Consider the following 15,776-nt stretch of genomic DNA (forward strand, 5'->3'; position numbering starts at 1 on the left):
GCCGCAGATATAGGCATAGACGGGCGCCGACGGAACCCCCCGGCCAAAACGCTTTGAAAACCGGTCGAATTGCTCTTGCAGCGGTTCGGGCGAAAGATTATTGCGCCATCTTCTTCTCGCGGATAAGTTCTGCGCAACTGCGGAGGGTAAGATGGCCAGCACCAAGCTTGACGAGATCGACCGGAAGATCCTGGCCGAGTTGCAGGCGGACGGTCGCATGACGAACGTCGAGCTGGCCAAGCGCGTCGGCATCTCGGCGCCGCCCTGCCTGCGCCGGGTGCGCACCCTCGAGGAGGCGGGCTACATCCGCGGCTACCATGCCGACGTGAACCCGCGCGAGCTGGGCTTCGAGGTGCAGGTCTTCGCCATGGTGCGGCTGCAAAGCCAGGCCGAGGCCGACCTCAGCGCCTTTGAAAACCGCTGCCGGGCCTGGCCGCTCGTGCGCGAGTGCCACATGCTGAACGGCGAGATCGACTTCGTGCTGAAATGCGTGGCGCCGGATCTGTCGACCTTCCAGTCCTTCCTGATGGGCGAGCTGACGCCGGCCGACAACGTGGCGAGCGTGAAGACCTCGCTCGTCATCCGCTGCGCCAAGGACGAGCCCGGCGTGCCCTTCGACGTGCTCGAGGAACGTCTCGCGAAACAGGCCTGAGGTCTGACCGGGGCACGAGGCGATTCGGTGCTCCGGCGCAAGAAACATCCCCGAAAGACCGGCATCGGGCCCCTCGCGGCGCCTCCGCTTCAAAATGCCGCAAGCGGGCAGGGGCCTCCGATATCCCCTGTCCCGCTTCCAATTGCCACAAATATCCCGGGGGTGAGCGGCGTCCGCCGCGAGGGGGCAGCGCCCCTTCCTTGTCCCGCCAGATGCCCGCAGGACGCCCCGCCTCAGGCGGGGATCGTCATCCCCTTGTCCTTCGCCAGCACCCGCATCCGGTTTTGCAGCTTCTCGAAGGCGCGCACCTCGATCTGCCGGATCCGCTCGCGCGAGACCTCGTATTTCGCCGACAGCTCCTCGAGCGTGACGGGCTCGTCGCGCAACCGCCGCTCCATCAGGATGTCGCGCTCGCGCTCGTTCAGCACGTCCATCGCCGCGACGAGCATGGCGCGGCGCGCCTCGAGCTCGTCGGCCTCGGCAAAGGCCTCGGCCTGATCGGCGTCCTCGTCCTCGAGCCAGTCCTGCCACTGCGCCGCGCCGTCGCCCTCGGCCGAGCCGACCTGTGCGTTCAGCGAGGCGTCCGAGCCCGACAGGCGGCGGTTCATCTCGACCACCTCGGTCTCGGTGACGTTCAGATCATGGGCGATCTGCTTGACCGCATCGGGGCGCAGGTCGCCCTCCTCATAGGCGCCGATCCGGGCCTTGGCCTTGCGCAGGTTGAAGAACAGCTTCTTCTGCGCCGAGGTGGTGCCGAGCTTCACCAGCGACCACGAGCGCAGGATGTATTCCTGGATCGCGGCGCGGATCCACCACATTGCATAGGTGGCGAGACGGAAGCCGCGCTCCGGGTCGAAGCGTTTCACCGCCTGCATCAGCCCGACGTTCGCCTCCGAGATCACCTCGGCCTGGGGCAGGCCATAGCCGCGATAGCCCATGGCGATCTTCGCCGCGAGTCGCAGGTGCGAGGTGACAAGCCGGTGCGCCGCCTCGGAATCCTGGTGGTCGACCCAGGCCTTGGCCAGCATGTATTCCTCTTCCGGCTCCAGCAGCGGAAACTTGCGGATTTCCTGCAGATAGCGGTTCAGCCCCTGTTCGGGACTGGGCGCGGGAAGGTTCGCGTAACTCGTCATTGGTCCCTTTCTCCCTGATCGACCCCGACAGATGGGGAAGGCCCCCGCCGCCTTCAAGCCCCCGGATGGGGCCAGGCCGCGCGTGCACGGGAAGTCCTACGGATGATGGGGCCGTTTCCGATGCCCCGCAAGGGCCGAATGACGAAGATGTGAACTTTCGGGTTCAGTTTTCGCCCGAGCGCAGGGCCGCGAGCAGCGCCTCGATGTCGGCGGGCAGGGGCGAGGAAAAGCTCAGCTCCTCGCCGGTCACCGGGTGGATGAAGCCAAGCGTCGCGGCATGGAGCGCCTGACGCGGGAAGGCCGCCGCCGCCGCCGCGCCCACCTCGCCCACGGCCTTCGGAGGCAGCTTGCGCTTGCCGCCATAGACCGGATCGCCGATTAGCCCGTGGCCGGCATGGGCCATGTGCACGCGGATCTGATGCGTGCGCCCGGTCTCGAGCCAGCAATCGACGAGCGCCGCGACACCACCGAATGCCTCGACCACGCGGGCGCGGGTGACGGCGTGGCGGCCGCCCTCGAACAGCACCGCCTGGCGCTGCCGGTCGGTCTTGTGGCGGGCGAGCTGCGAGGTGACCTTCATCACGTTGCCCGCCTCGAAGCTGACGCCGCGGGTGCCGCGCAGCCGCGGGTCCCCGGCATCGGGCACGCCATAGACCACGGCCGAGTAATGCCGGTGCACCGTGTGCTTCTCGAATTGCGCGGCAAGGCCGTGATGGGCGCGGTCCGACTTTGCCACCACCAGAAGGCCCGAGGTGTCCTTGTCGATGCGGTGCACGATTCCCGGCCGCGCCTCGCCGCCGATCCCCGACAGGGTGCCGCCGAAATGATGGAGCAGCGCATTGACCAGCGTGCCGTCTTCCGAGCCCGGCGCCGGATGCACCACCATCCCCGCGGGCTTGTCGATGACGATCAGATCCTCGTCCTCCCAGATCACGGTGAGGGGGATTTCCTGCGCCAGGGTCTCGACCGGCCTCGGCGGCTCGAGCGCGATCTCGTAGACCTCGCCGGGCTCGACCTTCGCCTTCTGGTCGGTGACAGGCGCGCCGTCCTTCGTCACCGCGCCCTCGGCGATCAGCCGTGCCAGCCGCGAGCGCGACAGCGCCGCTTCCTCTGGCACTGCCGCCGCCAAGGCCTTATCAAGGCGGCCGGCGGGGGTGTCCCCGATCTCGACGCGAAGGATGGTCTGCCCGATGTCCGACATGCTGCCTTCCGATCCGGCCCCGCTGCCCGAGGTCCGGTTTCTGAAAATCCTGGTGACGGCGCTGGCCGTCACGATGATCCTCGGGCTTGTAACGATCGTCGGGCTGCTTGTCACCCGCCTGTCGGGCCCGGTGCCGCTGCCCGAGCTGCCCGCGGCGGTGGTGCTGCCCGAGGGGCTGCGCCCGATCTCGCTCGCTTTCGCCGGCAACCGCATCGTGGTGCTGGGCGCCGACGACCGGGTGCTGGTCTATCTGCGCGACGGCACGCTGCTGGGCGAGACCCGGCTTGCCCCCGCCCCCGGGGCGCCCGCGCCATGAGCGCGCCGGTGCCGCGGCTGGCCGTTCTGGCGGTGGTGCTGCGCGGCGAGGAGGTGCTGCTCGTGCGCCGGGCGAACCCGCCCGATGCCGGGCTCTGGGGCTATCCGGGCGGCAAGGTCGACTGGGGCGAGACGGTCGAGGCGGCGGCACTGCGCGAACTGACGGAAGAGACCGGGCTTGTGGCCCGCGCCGGCACCGTCATCGCCCAGACCGACGCGATCAGCCGTGATGCGGACGGCGCGGTGCAGTTCCACTATCACCTCGTGGCCGTCGCCTGTGCGCAGGCGCAGGGCGAGCCGCAGGCGGCCGATGACGCGCTCGAGGCGGAATGGGTGCCGGTGCCCGAGGTGCTGGCCCGCGCCCGCCCGATGAGTGCGCGCGTCGAAGAGGTCCTCGCCCGGGCTCTGGCGGCGCGAGTTTAGGCTTTTCCCTGCACAAAGACTCCCGCCAGAGGCGCGGCCAAGGGGGCGGGAGCCTCCGGCGGGAGTTTTTGAGCCAAGAAAAAAACCGCGGGAGAAAAGCCCGCGGGGCGGGGCTCAGGCCCCGGTCTTCGGGCTTGCGGCCTCGAGCGCATCGAGACGGGCCTTCAGCGCCTCGTTCTCTTCGCGCGCCTTCTGCGCCATCGCCTTCACCGCGTCGAATTCCTCGCGGGTGACGAAGTCGCGGTCGGCAAGCCAGCGGTCCATCCAGCTTTTCATCGCGGTTTCCGCCTCGGTGCGGGCGCCCTGCGCCACGCCCATGGCGTTGGTCATCAGCTTGGACATCTCGTCGAAGAACTTGTTCGGCGCTTGCATCGCATCCCTCATGGTCACGGGGTTTTGCCCTATATGAGCGCAGCCGCGGCAAGAGACAAGGTTGACTTCGCCCCGGCCCGCGGGCTTCCTGCGCGCGACATCGAGGAGCACCATGGCCATTCCCTTCCCCGAGATCGACCCGAACGCCTTTGTCATTCCGGTCGTGAACCTGCCGATCCGCTGGTATGCGCTGGCCTATATCGCCGGGCTGATGGCCGGCTGGCGCATCATCGTGGCACTGATGAACCGCCCCGCGCTCTGGGGCGGCACCGCGCCGATGCGGCCGAAGCTGGTCGAGGATCTGCTGACGGCGGTGATCCTTGGCGTGGTGATCGGCGGCCGGCTCGGCTTCGTGCTGTTCTACGAGCCGGGGTATTACCTGACCCACCCGCTCGAGGTGGTGAAGGTCTGGCAGGGCGGCATGTCCTTCCACGGCGGCTTCCTCGGCACGGTGGTGGCGGGGCTGTGGTTCTGTCGCCGCCACGATCTGCCGGCGCTGCGCGTGGCCGATGCCTTCGCGCTGGTCGCGCCGATCGGGCTGTTCCTGGGCCGGGTCGCGAATTTCATCAAGCCCGAGCTCTGGGGCCGGCCCACGGATGCGCCCTGGGGGGTGATCTTCCCGGTCGAGGCGGCGCAGGTCTGCAACGGCATCGCCGGGCAGATCGACGGCATTTGCGCGCGCCACCCCTCGCAGCTCTACGAGGCGGGGCTCGAAGGTCTGCTGCTGGGCACCATCCTCTGGGCGCTGATGGCCACGGGGGCGCTGAAGCGGCCGGGGCTGCTGCTGGGCGTGTTCCTGACCGGCTATGGGCTCAGCCGCGCGGTGGTCGAGCTCTTCCGTCAGCCCGACGCGCAATTCGTCGGGCCGGGCAACCCGCTCGGGCTTGCGCTGCAGTTCGGTGACTGGGGCCTGACCATGGGGCAGATCCTGTCCTTGCCGATGATCGCCGTCGGGCTGTGGTTTGCGCTGCGCGCGCGGCGGGGGCAGGCGTGACCCCGCTTGCCGAGATCTTCGCGCGGCGCATCGCGCTCGAGGGGCCGATCCGGCTGGATGCCTACATGGCCGAATGCCTGCTGCACCCGGCGCATGGCTATTACGCCACCCGCGACCCGTTCGGCCGGGCGGGCGATTTCATCACCGCGCCGGAAATCTCGCAGATGTTCGGCGAGATGCTGGGGCTGTGTCTGGCGCAGGCCTGGCTCGATCAGGGCGCGCCCATGCGCTTCGTGCTGGCCGAGCTCGGCCCCGGGCGCGGCACACTGATGGCCGACATGCTGCGCGCGATGCGCGCCGTGCCGGGGATGGCGGCGGCGGCCGAGGTGCATCTGGTCGAGGCCTCGGCCAGCCTGCGCGAGGTGCAGCGCGCGCGCCTTGCGGGCCATGCGGTGCAGTGGCACGACAGCGTGGCCGATCTGCCCGAGGCGCCGCTGTTCCTGGTGGCGAACGAGTTCTTCGACGCCCTGCCGGTCCGCGCCTTCGAGCGCCGGGGCGGGGCCTGGGCCGAGCGGCAGGTGGGGCTTGCGGACGGGCGGCTGGTGCCGGGGCTCGCTCCGCCGGTGGCGCTGGCGCTGCTCGACGATCGTCTCGCCGACACGCAGGACGGCGACATCGTCGAGATCTGCCCCGCCGTGCCCGGCATCGTTGCCGAGATCGCCGGCCGGATCGCGCGCCATGGCGGCGCGGCGCTGGTCATCGACTATGGCAACTGGCGCAGCCTTGGCGACACCTTCCAGGCGTTGCGCGCCCATGCGCCTTGCGACCCGTTCGAGGCGCCGGGCGAGGCCGACCTGACCGCCCATGTCGATTTCGAGCCGATCGCGCGCGCGGCCCGCGCCGCGGGCGTTGCGGTGAGCGCGATGACCCCGCAGGGGGTGCTGCTCGAACGGCTCGGCATCACCGCCCGGGCCGAGCGTCTGGCGCAGGCGCTGACCGGGGAGGCGCTTGACGCGCATGTTGCCGCGCATCGGCGCTTGACCCACCCGGCCGAAATGGGTCACCTGTTCCAGACGCTTGCCCTTTACCCCAAGGCCGCCCCGCGGCCTCCGGGCTTCGATGCAGCCACCGCAGATGATGATGCCGACAACTCTTGATATCCTGACCTCGCGCGCGCTTTCGGGCGTCAAGCATGGCTTCTTCACTCGCCGCGGCGGGGCCTCCTCGGGGGTGTTCCACGGGCTGAACTGCGGCCACGGGTCGAGCGACCTGACCGAAGCCGTGAACCTCAACCGCGCCCGCGTGGCGATGGCGATGGGGGTCAGCCCGGCCGAGGTCGTGGGCGTGAACCAGGTGCATTCCGCCGATGTCTCGGTGGTCGAGGCGCCGCTCGACGCGCCGGTCACCGCCGATGCCATCGTCACCGCGACGCCCGGCCTTCTGCTGACCGTGCTGACCGCCGATTGCGAGCCTGTGCTGTTTGCCGACCGCACCGCGGGGGTGGTGGGCGTGGCCCATGCCGGCTGGCGCGGCGCGCTGGGCGGTGTGCTCGAGGCGACGCTCGAGGCGATGGAGGGGCTGGGGGCGCAGCGCGCCGATACCGTGGCGGTGATCGGCCCCTGCATCTCGCAGCGCGCCTATGAGGTCGGTTTCGACTTCATGGACAATTTCCTCGCCGAAGACCCGGAGTATGACCGCTTCTTCGCCGGCGGCCCGAATGGCAAGCCGATGTTCGACCTGCCGTCCTTCGGCCTGCACCGGCTGCGCACGGCGGGGGTGGGCGCGGCGGAATGGACCGGGCATTGCACCTATTCCGACCCCGACCGATTCTATTCCTACCGCCGCGCGACCCATGCCGGCGAGGCGGATTACGGCCGGCTGATCTCGACGATTCGGCTTTGATTGCGGCGCGATTGCGCCGGGGGCTGCCACGCTCTTGCCGCAATTGTGGCGCCCTGCGGCGGATTTCGGTGAAAACCCGTTGATTTGTTCGTCTGGCGCAACAATCGGGGGCCATAATTCCCGCAGATGGCCCCGTGACGGATTGGTTCCAAAGCCTTAACAGTGCCGCAATGGGCCGCGATAAAGAGGGCATCCGGGACGATCCCGCACTGACACGCCCCAAGGCAGGAGAGCAGAGATGAGCACCACCAAGACCCCCCGCTGGATGAAATCGGTCCTCGCCGAGGCCGCGCAGTCCGAGGTGCAGATGCCCTGGGCTCGTGGCGCGCGCCGCGAGGCGATGATTGTGCGCCGGGCTGCTGACGAGGCCGCCTCGCGCGCGCCGCAGCGTCCGGTGCTGGCCGCCCGCTGAGCGGGCTGGCCCCGGGCCGGGGGCTGCCACTCCCGGCCCGCCGAGGCCGCGTCGTCCGCGCGGTCGATTCGCTGCCCATTTTGGCAAGATCCGCGCCGGGCGCGGCTTTCGCGAAACAGTTCCCGCAGGCCCCGTGGATTGATCCCGCGGGGCACTGCAATTTTCAGTAAAATTTGACCGCTCGACGGGGCGTGCGCATCCTTTCAGGGTCTCTCTGCGAAAGGGTGGGGGCCCCGCAGATCCGACGCATATCAAGGCTGTTTTCATGACCCAGAACCGCCCTCTGGCGGCCGGGCCGTTTGCGCCCGCGACCCCTGCCCAGATTTCTGCGCGCCCGACGCCGGCGCCTGCCGCGCCCGATGGGCGTGCGCCGCGCCCCGTGCCCCTGACCCGCCGTTACGAGACCTGCTGGCTCGCAGCCGATGGCCGCATCGACAGCGCCACCCGGCTTGGCCCCGCGGTTCCGCTGTTCGAGGAGGCGTTCTCGGCGCTCGCGCGCGGTGCGGTGATCGCGACCGGGGACGGGCCTGTCGCGGTCGAGGACCTCGTGCCCGGGATGCGCGCGCTGACCGCCGAGGGGCGGGCCGAGACGATCACCTGGATCGGGTCGATGGTGCTTTATCCCGGCGCCGAGAGGGGCGAGGAGGCCCGCCTTGTCCGCGTCACCGCCGAGGCCTTCGGTCCGGGGCGGCCGATGCCGGACCTGGTGCTGGGGCCCGCGGCGCGGCTGTGCCTGCGCGATGCGCGGCTGAAGCGGGCGACGGGGCTCGAGGCGGCCTATGTGCCGGTGCGCGCCCTTGTCGACGGCGAGAGCGTGATCGAGCTGCGCCCGGCAACGCCGGTCACCGTGCATCATCTCGTGCTTGAACGGCAGGGCAGCCTGCGCGTCGCCGGGATGGAGGTCGAAAGCTATCACCCCGGCGGCGGGCTCGAGACGATGGTCGAGCCGCGGATGCTGTCGCTGTTTCTGGCGCAGTTCCCGCAGCTGCGCGGTCTTGCCGATTTCGGCCCGCCCGCGCAGCCGCGTCTGACCCGGTTCGAGGCCGAGGGGCTTAGGGGCTGAGGCTCAGCCCGGCAGGGTCTCGCGCAGGTAGCGCAGCATGTTGCCGCCCATCACCTTGGCAATCACCGCCTCGCTCATCCCGGTGTCCATCAGCGCCTGGGTGATCGTGGCAAGCTCGGAGCTGTCGAGATCGGTGGTCACCGCGCCATCGAAATCCGAGCCGAGCGAGACGTGATCCTCGCCCAGAAGCGCCACCGCGGCCGTGATGCTCTTCGCGATGCCCGCGGGCGTCGCATCGCAGACCGCCTCGTCCCAGAAGCCGATGCCGACCACGCCGCCCTTCGCCACGATCGCCTGCATCAGCTCGTCGGGGAAGTTGCGCTTCGTCGGGCAGGTGCCGTGGATGCCGGTGTGGCTGACGATCGGCCGGGTGCCGGGCATCGCCAGCACGTCGCGCGCCATCTGTGGCGAGGCATGGGCGAGGTCGATCACCATGTGGCGCGCGACCATCTCTGCCACCACCTCGCGGCCGAAGGGGGTGAGGCCGGCGTTGTCCTCGCCATGCAGGCTGCCGCCAAGTTCATTATCGAAGAAATGGGTGAGCCCCATCAGCCGGAACCCCGCGTCGTAAAGCCGGCCGAGGTTCTCGATCCGGCCTTCTAGCACATGGCCGCCCTCGGCGCCGAGGAGGCCGCCCACGGTCTCGGCGCCCGCCGCGCGCGCGGCCACCAGCGCGTCGAGATCGGCGCGGGTGCGGATCACGGTCAGCTGCTCGGGCGCCTTCGCCGCGGTCGCATTCAGCCGGGCCGCCTGATCGAGGCCGCGCGCCATCAGGCTGAACCAGGTCTGCGGCGGACGCGCCTCGGCGATCATCAGCGCGGTGATGTTGTCGCGCGCGCTGGCCGAGTTCTGCTCGTAATTCTGCCCGGCGGGGCTTTTCGTCACCGTGGTGAAGACCTGCAGCGCGACATGGCCCGCGCGCAGCCGCGGCAGGTCGACATGGCCGCGGGTCGAGCGCATCAGCAGGCTGCGCCCCCACAGCAGCGCGTCCGAATGCCAGTCGCCGACGAACAGCCGGGCATGCAGCGCGGCGGCCTCGGGCGAGACCGGCCAGGGCGCGTGCGGGGTGACGGCGTTCTGCCCGTTTTCGGCAATGCGCGGGGCGAGCGTGAAAAAGGTGCCGGCTCCCAGAACCAGCACCCCCGCAAGGCGCCACAGCCATTTGCGTGCCATTTGAAATTCCTCCCTGAAATCCTCCGGTGCGCAGGCTAGCAGGGCGGGGCAAGGGCGCCCAGAGGCACCCTTGCGTCAGGCTCAGGCCTCCATCGCCTCGAGCTCGTCGATGAAGCCCGCGATCATGCTCAGCCCCTTGTCCCAGAAGGCGGGGTCCGAGGCGTCGAGGCCGAAGGGGGCGAGCAGCTCCTTGTGGTGCTTCGAGCCGCCGGCCTTCAGCATCTCGAAATACTTCTCCTGGAAGTCGGGCAGCCCGTCGGCATAGGCGGCGTAGAGCGCGTTCACCAGCCCGTCGCCGAAGGCATAGGCATAGACGTAGAAGGGCGAGTGCACGAAATGCGGGATATAGGACCAGAAGGTCTCGTAGCCCGGCATGAAGGTGAACGCTGGCCCGAGGCTCTCGGCCTGCACCGACATCCACAGCGCGTTGATGTCCTCGGGCGTCAGCTCGCCCTGGGCGCGGGCGGCGTGCAGCTTGCATTCGAAGTCATAGAACGCGATCTGCCGCACCACGGTGTTGATCATGTCCTCGACCTTGCCGGCGAGCAGCGTCTTGCGCTCGGCCTGGGTCTTGGCGCCATCGAGCAGCTTGCGGAAGGTCAGCATCTCGCCGAAGACCGAGGCGGTCTCGGCCAGCGTCAGCGGCGTGTCGGCCAGCATCTCGCCCTGGCCCGCCGCCAGCACCTGGTGCACGCCATGGCCGAGCTCGTGCGCCAGCGTCATCACGTCGCGCGGCTTGCCGAGGTAATTCAGCATCACATAGGGGTGGACGGTGGTCACCGTCGGATGGGCGAAGGCGCCCGGCGCCTTGCCGGGCTTGACGCCCGCGTCGATCCAGCCCTTCTCGAAGAAGGGCTGGGCGATCTCGGCCATCTTCGGCGAGAAGCTGGCATAGGCGGTCAGCACCGTGTCCTTCGCCTCGTCCCACAGGATCTTGCGCGGCGCCTCGCTCGGCAGCGGCGCGTTGCGGTCCCAGATCTCCAGCGTCTCGAGGCCCAGCCATTTCGCCTTCAGCGCGTAATAGCGGTGGCTGAGCCGCGGATAGGCGGCGACCACGGCGTTGCGCAGCGCCTCGACCACCTCGGGCTCGACGTCGTTCGATAGGTGCCGGCCGGTCTGCGGCGTCGGCATCTTGCGCCAGCGGTCCTCGATCTCCTTTTCCTTGGCGAGCGTGTTGTGCACGCGCGCGAAGATCTTGATGTTGTCGGAAAAGACCTTGGCCAGCGCATGGGCCGCAGCCTCGCGCTTCGGCCGGTCGTGGTCGGTCATCAGCGTCGTCGTGGCTTCGAGGTTCAGCGTCTCGCCCTCGACCTCGAAGGTCAGCGCGGCGGTGGTCTCGTCAAAGAGCCGGTTCCAGGCGGCGGCGCCGACGACCGACTGGTCGTGCAGGAATTTTTCCAGCTCGTCGGACAGCTGATAGGGCTTCATCGCCCGCATCCGGTCGAACACCGGCTTGTAACGCGCCACCGCCGGATCGGCGAAGACCGCCTCATAGGTCGCGTCGTCGATCCGGTTGAACTCGAGCGAGAAGAAGACGAGCGGCGTGGTGTAGCCGGTGATCCGGTCCTGCGCGTCCGACAGGAACTTGGCGCGCGCGCCATCGACGGTGTTCTGATAATAGCGCAGCCCGGCATAGGACATGATCCGCCCGGCCGTCGTCTCGATCGCTTCGTAGCGGCGGATGCACTCGGCCATCGCGGCGGCGTCGAGCGTGGCAAGCTTGCCCTCGTAATCGGCCGCGAAGCTTGCGCACATGGTTTCGAGCGATGCCATGTCGCGGGCCAGTTCCGGCGCGTCGGGGGCGGTGTAGAGATCGCTCAGGTCCCAGTCCGGCAGGTCACCGAAGCCGCCCGAAGCGCCCCCTGCACTGGCGTTGGCATCGAGAAGCGGCAGGTTCTTTTTCATGGCACCCTCATCTGTGGTTGTCCCAGAGATAGGCGCAGGCAGGGGGCAGGTTCAAGCCGCGGTGCGGATCGGACGGCGGCGGGGCGCCGGTGCCGGGGCGCCGCCGTGGTCGATCCCGGCGGCCCGGCCTGTCGCCGCCCTGCCGAAAAAAGCGCGATGAATTGCCCGATTTGGCGGCTAAAGTTATCATTTCGCTGCGAAAGTAAGCCGATAGCTGTATAAAACTTAATCAAATGCCCCGTGTTCGCGCTTAATTCCGGGGTGCGGGTGCTTTGACACCGGGGCGCCGCTTCCGCTCGCCGAAACCGCTCCTTAAGGTTTGAGCAAGGCCGGAGGAATCAACGCGCCATGACTGACTTCTTCAACGAAATGTATGACGCCGGAAAAGTCCGCGAGCCCTATGCACGGCTCGAGGACTGGACCAAGGCGATGCCCGCCGAATTGCGGCACCTGAAACAGGCCGAGGCGGAGGCACTCTTCCGCCGCATCGGCATCACCTTCGCGGTCTATGGCGAAGGTGGCGACCCGGATCGGCTGATCCCCTTCGACATGTTCCCGCGCGTCTTCACCCAGTTCGAATGGCGCCGGCTCGAGAAGGGCATCAAGCAGCGCGCCCGCGCGCTCAACGCCTTCCTGCTCGACGTCTACGGGCGCGGCGAAATCGTCAAGGCGGGTAAGATCCCGGCGCGGCTGGTCTATCAGAACGAGGCCTACGAGCGCGCCGTCGCGGGCTTCACCCCGCCGCGCGGCATCTACAGCCATATCGTCGGCATCGACATCGTGCGCACCGGCGCGGACGAGTTCTTCGTGCTGGAAGACAATTGCCGCACCCCATCGGGCGTCAGCTACATGCTGGAAAACCGCGAGATCATGATGCGGATGTTCCCGCAGATCTTCCGCGAGAACCGGATCGAGCCGGTCGATGGCTATGCCGATGCGCTGCGCCGGACGCTGGCCTCGGTCGCCCCGGCGAAATGCGACCGGGAACCCACGATCGCGATCCTCACGCCGGGCCATTTCAACTCGGCCTATTACGAGCACAGCTTCCTCGCCGACCTGATGGGGGTCGAGCTGGTCGAGGGCGCCGATCTCTTCGTCGAGGGCGGCTTTTGCTGGATGCGCACGACCGAGGGACCGAAGAAGCTCGACGTGATCTATCGCCGCCTCGACGATGCCTTCCTCGACCCGCTGTGCTTCCGCCCGGACAGCATGCTGGGCGTGCCCGGGCTGATGGATGTCTACCGCTCGGGCGGGGTGACGATCTGCTCGGCGCCGGGGGCCGGGGTGGCCGACGACAAGGCGATCTACACCTATGTGCCGGACATGGTGCGCTTCTACCTCGGCGAGGAGCCGCTCTTGAACAACGTGCCCACCTGGAAATGCGCCAAGGACGAAGATTGCAAATATGTCCTCGAGCATCTGGGCGAGCTGGTGGTGAAGGAGGTGCACGGCTCGGGCGGCTACGGCATGCTGGTCGGGCCGAAGTCGACCAAGGACCAGATCGAGACCTTCCGCATCAAGATCACGGAAAATCCCGACAACTACATCGCGCAGCCGACGCTGGCGCTGTCGACCACGCCGACCTTCGTCGAGGAGGGCATCGCGCCGCGGCACGTCGATCTGCGGCCCTATTGCCTTGTCGGCGAGAAGATCGAACTGGTGCCGGGTGGGCTGACCCGCGTGGCACTGAAGGAAGGCTCGCTGGTCGTCAACTCGTCGCAGGGCGGCGGGGTCAAGGACACCTGGGTGCTGGCGGAGTGACGACAAGATGCTGAGCCGGACTGCGGAAAACCTGTTCTGGATCGCGCGCTACATCGAGCGGGCGGAAACCATGGCGCGCCTGCTCGAGGTGGGCGCAAGGATCGCGCTGATGCCCTCGGCGGGGCATGGCTATCGAAGCGAGTGGGAAAGCCTCTTGCAGGCCTCGGGCACGGCCGAGGGCTTTGCCGAGAAATACGGCGACCCGGTGCAGCGCAACATCGAGAGCTATCTGTTCTTCGACCGCGACAACCCGTCCTCGGTGGTCAGCTGCATCGAGCGTGCGCGCGAAAATGCGCGCATCGTGCGCACGGCGCTGACCGCGCAGGTCTGGGACGCGCTCAACATGGCGTTCCAGGAGATGCGCCAGCTCGAGCGCAAGGCACGCTCCGAGCTTGAGCTGACCGAACTCACCGAATGGGTGATGCGGCAGGCGGCGATGATCCGCGGCGCGATCGAGGCGACGCTGCTGCGCAACGACGGCTACAACTTCCTGAACCTCGGCTTCGCGCTGGAACGTGCCGACAACACCGCGCGGCTGATCGACGTGAAATATTATGTCCTTCTGCCGAGCGTCGATTTCGTCGGTTCCGGGCTCGACAACTATCAGTGGCAGACATTGCTGCGCGCGATGTCGGCGCAGCGCGCCTTTCACTGGGCCTATGGCGGCGACATCACGTCGAAGAAGATAGCGCATTTCCTGATCCTGAACCGGCAGACGCCGCGCTCGCTGATCACCGCCACGACCTCGGCGATGGAGCATCTCGACGATCTCGCCCATGCCTATCACAAGTCCGGCCCGGCACAGATGCGCGCCCGCGCGCTGGTGGGCGAGCTGGCCGAGACCACCGTCGAGGAGATCTTCGAGGAAGGTCTGCACGAGTTCCTGACCCGCTTCATTCGCGACATCGGCGAGCTCTCGAACATGGTCTACAACGCGTATCTGAGCGGAGAGGCGAGATGATCCTGACGGTCAACCACGTGACCACCTACCGCTATGACGCGCCGATGCGCGCGGCGGTGCAGTCGTTGCGGCTGTTCCCGTCGCGCTTCGACGGTCAGCGGGCGATCCGCTGGGATGTGACGGTCGAGGGCGGCACCCGCGGCGGCTCGTTCCGCGACGGCGCGGGCGACAAGGTCGAGGGCTGGTCGATGCGCGGCCCGGTGAGCGAGGTGTCGATCGCCGTCGCGGGGCAGGTCGAGACCATCGACATGGCGGGGGTGCTGCGCGGCCACCGCGAGATCGTGCCGCCCTTCGCCTATCTGCGCGAGACGGTGGCGACCTGGATCGATGACGCGATCGAGACGCTGGCGCAGGAGGCCGCGGCCGGCGCCGATGACGCGCTCGACCGGGCGCACCGGCTGAGCGCGGCCGTGGCCGGGGCGATCACCTATGCGCCGGGAAGCACCCATGCGCATACGACCGCGGCCGAGGCGCTCGATCTGGGCGAGGGGGTCTGCCAAGACCATGCGCATGCGCTGATCGCCTGCGCGCGCGCCCTCGACATGCCGGCGCGCTATGTCTCGGGCTATCTTTACGCCCGCGACGACGGCGCGCCGCACGAGGCCAGCCATGCCTGGGCCGAGATCTGGGTCGAGGGCATCGGCTGGATCGGCTTCGACGCGGCGAACGGCTGCTGCCCGGACGAGCGCTACATCCGGCTCGGCTCGGGGCTCGACGCGCGCGAGGCGGCGCCGGTCAAGGGTGTCGCCATGGGCGCGGGCGAGGAGAAGCTTGACGTCACCGTTGCTCTTGACGCGATCCAGCAATAGAAGGGTTCCCGGGCTTTTCCGGGGAAGAACATGACGTATTGCGTTGGCCTTCTGCTCAACGAGGGGATGGTGCTGCTGTCCGACACCCGCACCAACGCGGGGCTCGACAACATTGCCATCTATCGCAAGATGTTCGTCTTCGAGGAGCCGGGCGAGCGCGTCGTTGCCATCCTGACCGCGGGCTCGCTCTCGGTCACGCAGACGACGATGGCGCGGCTGCACGAGGCGGTCGACGACCACGAGGCGACCTCGGAAACCTCGATCATGCTGGCGCCGACGATGCTGAAGGTGGCCGAGATCGTCGGCAACACGCTCTCCTCGGTGCGTCAGGACATCGACAGCAAGATGGAGGCGTCGAAGGTCTCGACCGCGGCCTCGATGATCGTCGCGGGCCAGCGCAAGGGCGGCGCGATGCGGATGTTCCTGATCTATCCGGAAGGGAACTTCATCGAGGCGACCGAGGACACGCCCTATCTGCAGATCGGCGAGCACAAATATGGCAAGCCGATCCTCGACCGGGTGGTGACGCCCGCGACCTCGCTTGACGACGCGCGCAAGGCGGTGCTGCTGTCGATGGATTCGACACTGCGCTCGAACCTGTCGGTGGGCATGCCGCTCGATTTCGCGGTGATCGCGAAGGATGCCTGCCGCGTCACCACGCGCCGCCGGATCGAGAAGAAGGACCCGGATTTCGCCCGCATGTCCGAGGCCTGGTCCGAGGCGCTGCGCGAAGGCTTCACCCGCATCGAGATCTGAGCCC

General features: G+C 68.3%; 17 protein-coding genes. 12 read left to right on the forward strand and 5 right to left on the reverse strand.

Annotated elements, in window-relative coordinates; genetic code table 11:
- Positions 1 to 151 precede the first annotated feature (151 nt).
- Entirely contained in the window at positions 152 to 652 is a 501-nt protein-coding gene (locus tag AC0QTQ_RS05225) for an Lrp/AsnC family transcriptional regulator (RefSeq protein ID WP_128147482.1), read from the forward strand.
- 233 nt (positions 653 to 885) lie between these two features.
- Here the strand turns inward: AC0QTQ_RS05225 and rpoH are convergent, their stop codons facing one another.
- Together rpoH and AC0QTQ_RS05235 are read right to left on the reverse strand one after the other, a co-directional pair.
- Positions 886 to 1,785, reverse strand: coding sequence for an RNA polymerase sigma factor RpoH (gene rpoH / locus AC0QTQ_RS05230; protein WP_480258593.1), 900 nt, complete (start codon positions 1,783 to 1,785; stop codon positions 886 to 888).
- Between the two features lie 163 nt (positions 1,786 to 1,948).
- Positions 1,949 to 2,986 (reverse strand): RluA family pseudouridine synthase, encoded by a 1,038-nt coding sequence (locus tag AC0QTQ_RS05235; RefSeq protein ID WP_480258594.1) that lies wholly within the window; start codon positions 2,984 to 2,986, stop codon positions 1,949 to 1,951.
- Here AC0QTQ_RS05235 and AC0QTQ_RS05240 point away from each other — a divergent pair.
- On the forward strand, positions 2,976 to 3,302 hold the full coding sequence (locus AC0QTQ_RS05240) for a DUF6476 family protein (RefSeq protein WP_147435430.1): 327 nt from the start codon (positions 2,976 to 2,978) through the stop codon (positions 3,300 to 3,302). The genes AC0QTQ_RS05235 and AC0QTQ_RS05240 overlap by 11 nt on opposite strands.
- Positions 3,299 to 3,724: an NUDIX hydrolase gene (locus AC0QTQ_RS05245; protein WP_121530296.1), complete on the forward strand. Its 426-nt coding sequence runs from the start codon at positions 3,299 to 3,301 to the stop codon at positions 3,722 to 3,724. Before AC0QTQ_RS05240 ends, AC0QTQ_RS05245 begins: the two co-directional genes overlap by 4 nt.
- Positions 3,725 to 3,838: 114 nt before the next feature.
- Here AC0QTQ_RS05245 and AC0QTQ_RS05250 read toward each other — a convergent pair whose 3' ends face one another.
- Entirely contained in the window at positions 3,839 to 4,096 is a 258-nt protein-coding gene (locus tag AC0QTQ_RS05250; RefSeq protein WP_121530297.1) for an accessory factor UbiK family protein, read from the reverse strand.
- A 112-nt stretch (positions 4,097 to 4,208) separates the two neighbouring features.
- On the opposite strand from AC0QTQ_RS05250, the gene lgt reads away from it, so the two are divergent.
- From lgt to AC0QTQ_RS05275, 5 genes are all read left to right on the forward strand, one after another.
- Positions 4,209 to 5,090 carry a prolipoprotein diacylglyceryl transferase gene (gene lgt / locus AC0QTQ_RS05255; protein WP_480258595.1) on the forward strand — a complete coding sequence of 294 codons (882 nt, stop codon included), beginning with the start codon at positions 4,209 to 4,211 and terminating at the stop codon, positions 5,088 to 5,090.
- Complete coding sequence (locus AC0QTQ_RS05260) at positions 5,087 to 6,187, forward strand: class I SAM-dependent methyltransferase (RefSeq protein WP_480258596.1); 1,101 nt, start codon at positions 5,087 to 5,089, stop codon at positions 6,185 to 6,187. The genes lgt and AC0QTQ_RS05260 overlap by 4 nt, the downstream gene beginning before the upstream one ends.
- The gene (gene pgeF, locus AC0QTQ_RS05265) at positions 6,171 to 6,932 is read left to right on the forward strand and encodes a peptidoglycan editing factor PgeF (protein WP_480258597.1); all 762 of its coding nucleotides are present in this window, start codon (positions 6,171 to 6,173) and stop codon (positions 6,930 to 6,932) included. The genes AC0QTQ_RS05260 and pgeF overlap by 17 nt, the downstream gene beginning before the upstream one ends.
- A 238-nt stretch (positions 6,933 to 7,170) precedes the next feature.
- Positions 7,171 to 7,344 carry a hypothetical protein gene (locus AC0QTQ_RS05270; RefSeq protein WP_183077421.1) on the forward strand — a complete coding sequence of 58 codons (174 nt, stop codon included), beginning with the start codon at positions 7,171 to 7,173 and terminating at the stop codon, positions 7,342 to 7,344.
- Positions 7,345 to 7,723: 379 nt separating this feature from the next.
- A complete protein-coding gene (locus AC0QTQ_RS05275) occupies positions 7,724 to 8,407 on the forward strand; it encodes a Hint domain-containing protein (RefSeq protein WP_480258598.1) in 684 nt (227 codons plus the stop codon).
- A gap of 3 nt (positions 8,408 to 8,410) precedes the next feature.
- Here AC0QTQ_RS05275 and AC0QTQ_RS05280 read toward each other — a convergent pair whose 3' ends face one another.
- A complete protein-coding gene (locus tag AC0QTQ_RS05280) occupies positions 8,411 to 9,580 on the reverse strand; it encodes a dipeptidase (RefSeq protein ID WP_480258599.1) in 1,170 nt (389 codons plus the stop codon).
- An 81-nt stretch (positions 9,581 to 9,661) separates the two neighbouring features.
- A complete protein-coding gene (locus AC0QTQ_RS05285; protein ID WP_480258600.1) occupies positions 9,662 to 11,485 on the reverse strand; it encodes a M3 family oligoendopeptidase in 1,824 nt (607 codons plus the stop codon).
- Between the two features lie 348 nt (positions 11,486 to 11,833).
- On the opposite strand from AC0QTQ_RS05285, the gene AC0QTQ_RS05290 reads away from it, so the two are divergent.
- From AC0QTQ_RS05290 to AC0QTQ_RS05305, 4 genes are read left to right on the forward strand one after another with little or no spacing between them, the layout of a single operon-like run.
- Positions 11,834 to 13,246 carry a circularly permuted type 2 ATP-grasp protein gene (locus tag AC0QTQ_RS05290; RefSeq protein ID WP_480258601.1) on the forward strand — a complete coding sequence of 471 codons (1,413 nt, stop codon included), beginning with the start codon at positions 11,834 to 11,836 and terminating at the stop codon, positions 13,244 to 13,246.
- 7 nt (positions 13,247 to 13,253) lie between these two features.
- Positions 13,254 to 14,207: an alpha-E domain-containing protein gene (locus tag AC0QTQ_RS05295; protein ID WP_121530305.1), complete on the forward strand. Its 954-nt coding sequence runs from the start codon at positions 13,254 to 13,256 to the stop codon at positions 14,205 to 14,207.
- Positions 14,204 to 15,016, forward strand: a complete 813-nt coding sequence (locus AC0QTQ_RS05300; RefSeq protein ID WP_480258602.1) for a transglutaminase family protein — start codon at positions 14,204 to 14,206, stop codon at positions 15,014 to 15,016. The genes AC0QTQ_RS05295 and AC0QTQ_RS05300 overlap by 4 nt, the downstream gene beginning before the upstream one ends.
- Positions 15,017 to 15,046: 30 nt before the next feature.
- Entirely contained in the window at positions 15,047 to 15,772 is a 726-nt protein-coding gene (locus AC0QTQ_RS05305; protein WP_480258603.1) for a proteasome-type protease, read from the forward strand.
- Positions 15,773 to 15,776: the final 4 nt, after the last annotated feature.

The organism is Paenirhodobacter sp. YD-8 (assembly GCF_056590935.1).

What these genes read in the sequence shown, in the direction of transcription:
- AC0QTQ_RS05225 (WP_128147482.1), top strand. Translation starts at nt 152, where the DNA reads ATGGCCAGCACCAAGCTTGACGAGATCGACCGGAAGATCCTGGCCGAG.
- rpoH (WP_480258593.1), bottom strand. Translation starts at nt 1,785, where the DNA reads ATGACGAGTTACGCGAACCTTCCCGCGCCCAGTCCCGAACAGGGGCTG.
- AC0QTQ_RS05240 (WP_147435430.1), top strand. Translation starts at nt 2,976, where the DNA reads ATGTCCGACATGCTGCCTTCCGATCCGGCCCCGCTGCCCGAGGTCCGG.
- AC0QTQ_RS05235 (WP_480258594.1), bottom strand. Translation starts at nt 2,986, where the DNA reads ATGTCGGACATCGGGCAGACCATCCTTCGCGTCGAGATCGGGGACACC.
- AC0QTQ_RS05245 (WP_121530296.1), top strand. Translation starts at nt 3,299, where the DNA reads ATGAGCGCGCCGGTGCCGCGGCTGGCCGTTCTGGCGGTGGTGCTGCGC.
- AC0QTQ_RS05250 (WP_121530297.1), bottom strand. Translation starts at nt 4,096, where the DNA reads ATGCAAGCGCCGAACAAGTTCTTCGACGAGATGTCCAAGCTGATGACC.
- lgt (WP_480258595.1), top strand. Translation starts at nt 4,209, where the DNA reads ATGGCCATTCCCTTCCCCGAGATCGACCCGAACGCCTTTGTCATTCCG.
- pgeF (WP_480258597.1), top strand. Translation starts at nt 6,171, where the DNA reads ATGCCGACAACTCTTGATATCCTGACCTCGCGCGCGCTTTCGGGCGTC.
- AC0QTQ_RS05270 (WP_183077421.1), top strand. Translation starts at nt 7,171, where the DNA reads ATGAGCACCACCAAGACCCCCCGCTGGATGAAATCGGTCCTCGCCGAG.
- AC0QTQ_RS05280 (WP_480258599.1), bottom strand. Translation starts at nt 9,580, where the DNA reads ATGGCACGCAAATGGCTGTGGCGCCTTGCGGGGGTGCTGGTTCTGGGA.
- AC0QTQ_RS05285 (WP_480258600.1), bottom strand. Translation starts at nt 11,485, where the DNA reads ATGAAAAAGAACCTGCCGCTTCTCGATGCCAACGCCAGTGCAGGGGGC.
- AC0QTQ_RS05290 (WP_480258601.1), top strand. Translation starts at nt 11,834, where the DNA reads ATGACTGACTTCTTCAACGAAATGTATGACGCCGGAAAAGTCCGCGAG.
- AC0QTQ_RS05295 (WP_121530305.1), top strand. Translation starts at nt 13,254, where the DNA reads ATGCTGAGCCGGACTGCGGAAAACCTGTTCTGGATCGCGCGCTACATC.
- AC0QTQ_RS05300 (WP_480258602.1), top strand. Translation starts at nt 14,204, where the DNA reads ATGATCCTGACGGTCAACCACGTGACCACCTACCGCTATGACGCGCCG.
- AC0QTQ_RS05305 (WP_480258603.1), top strand. Translation starts at nt 15,047, where the DNA reads ATGACGTATTGCGTTGGCCTTCTGCTCAACGAGGGGATGGTGCTGCTG.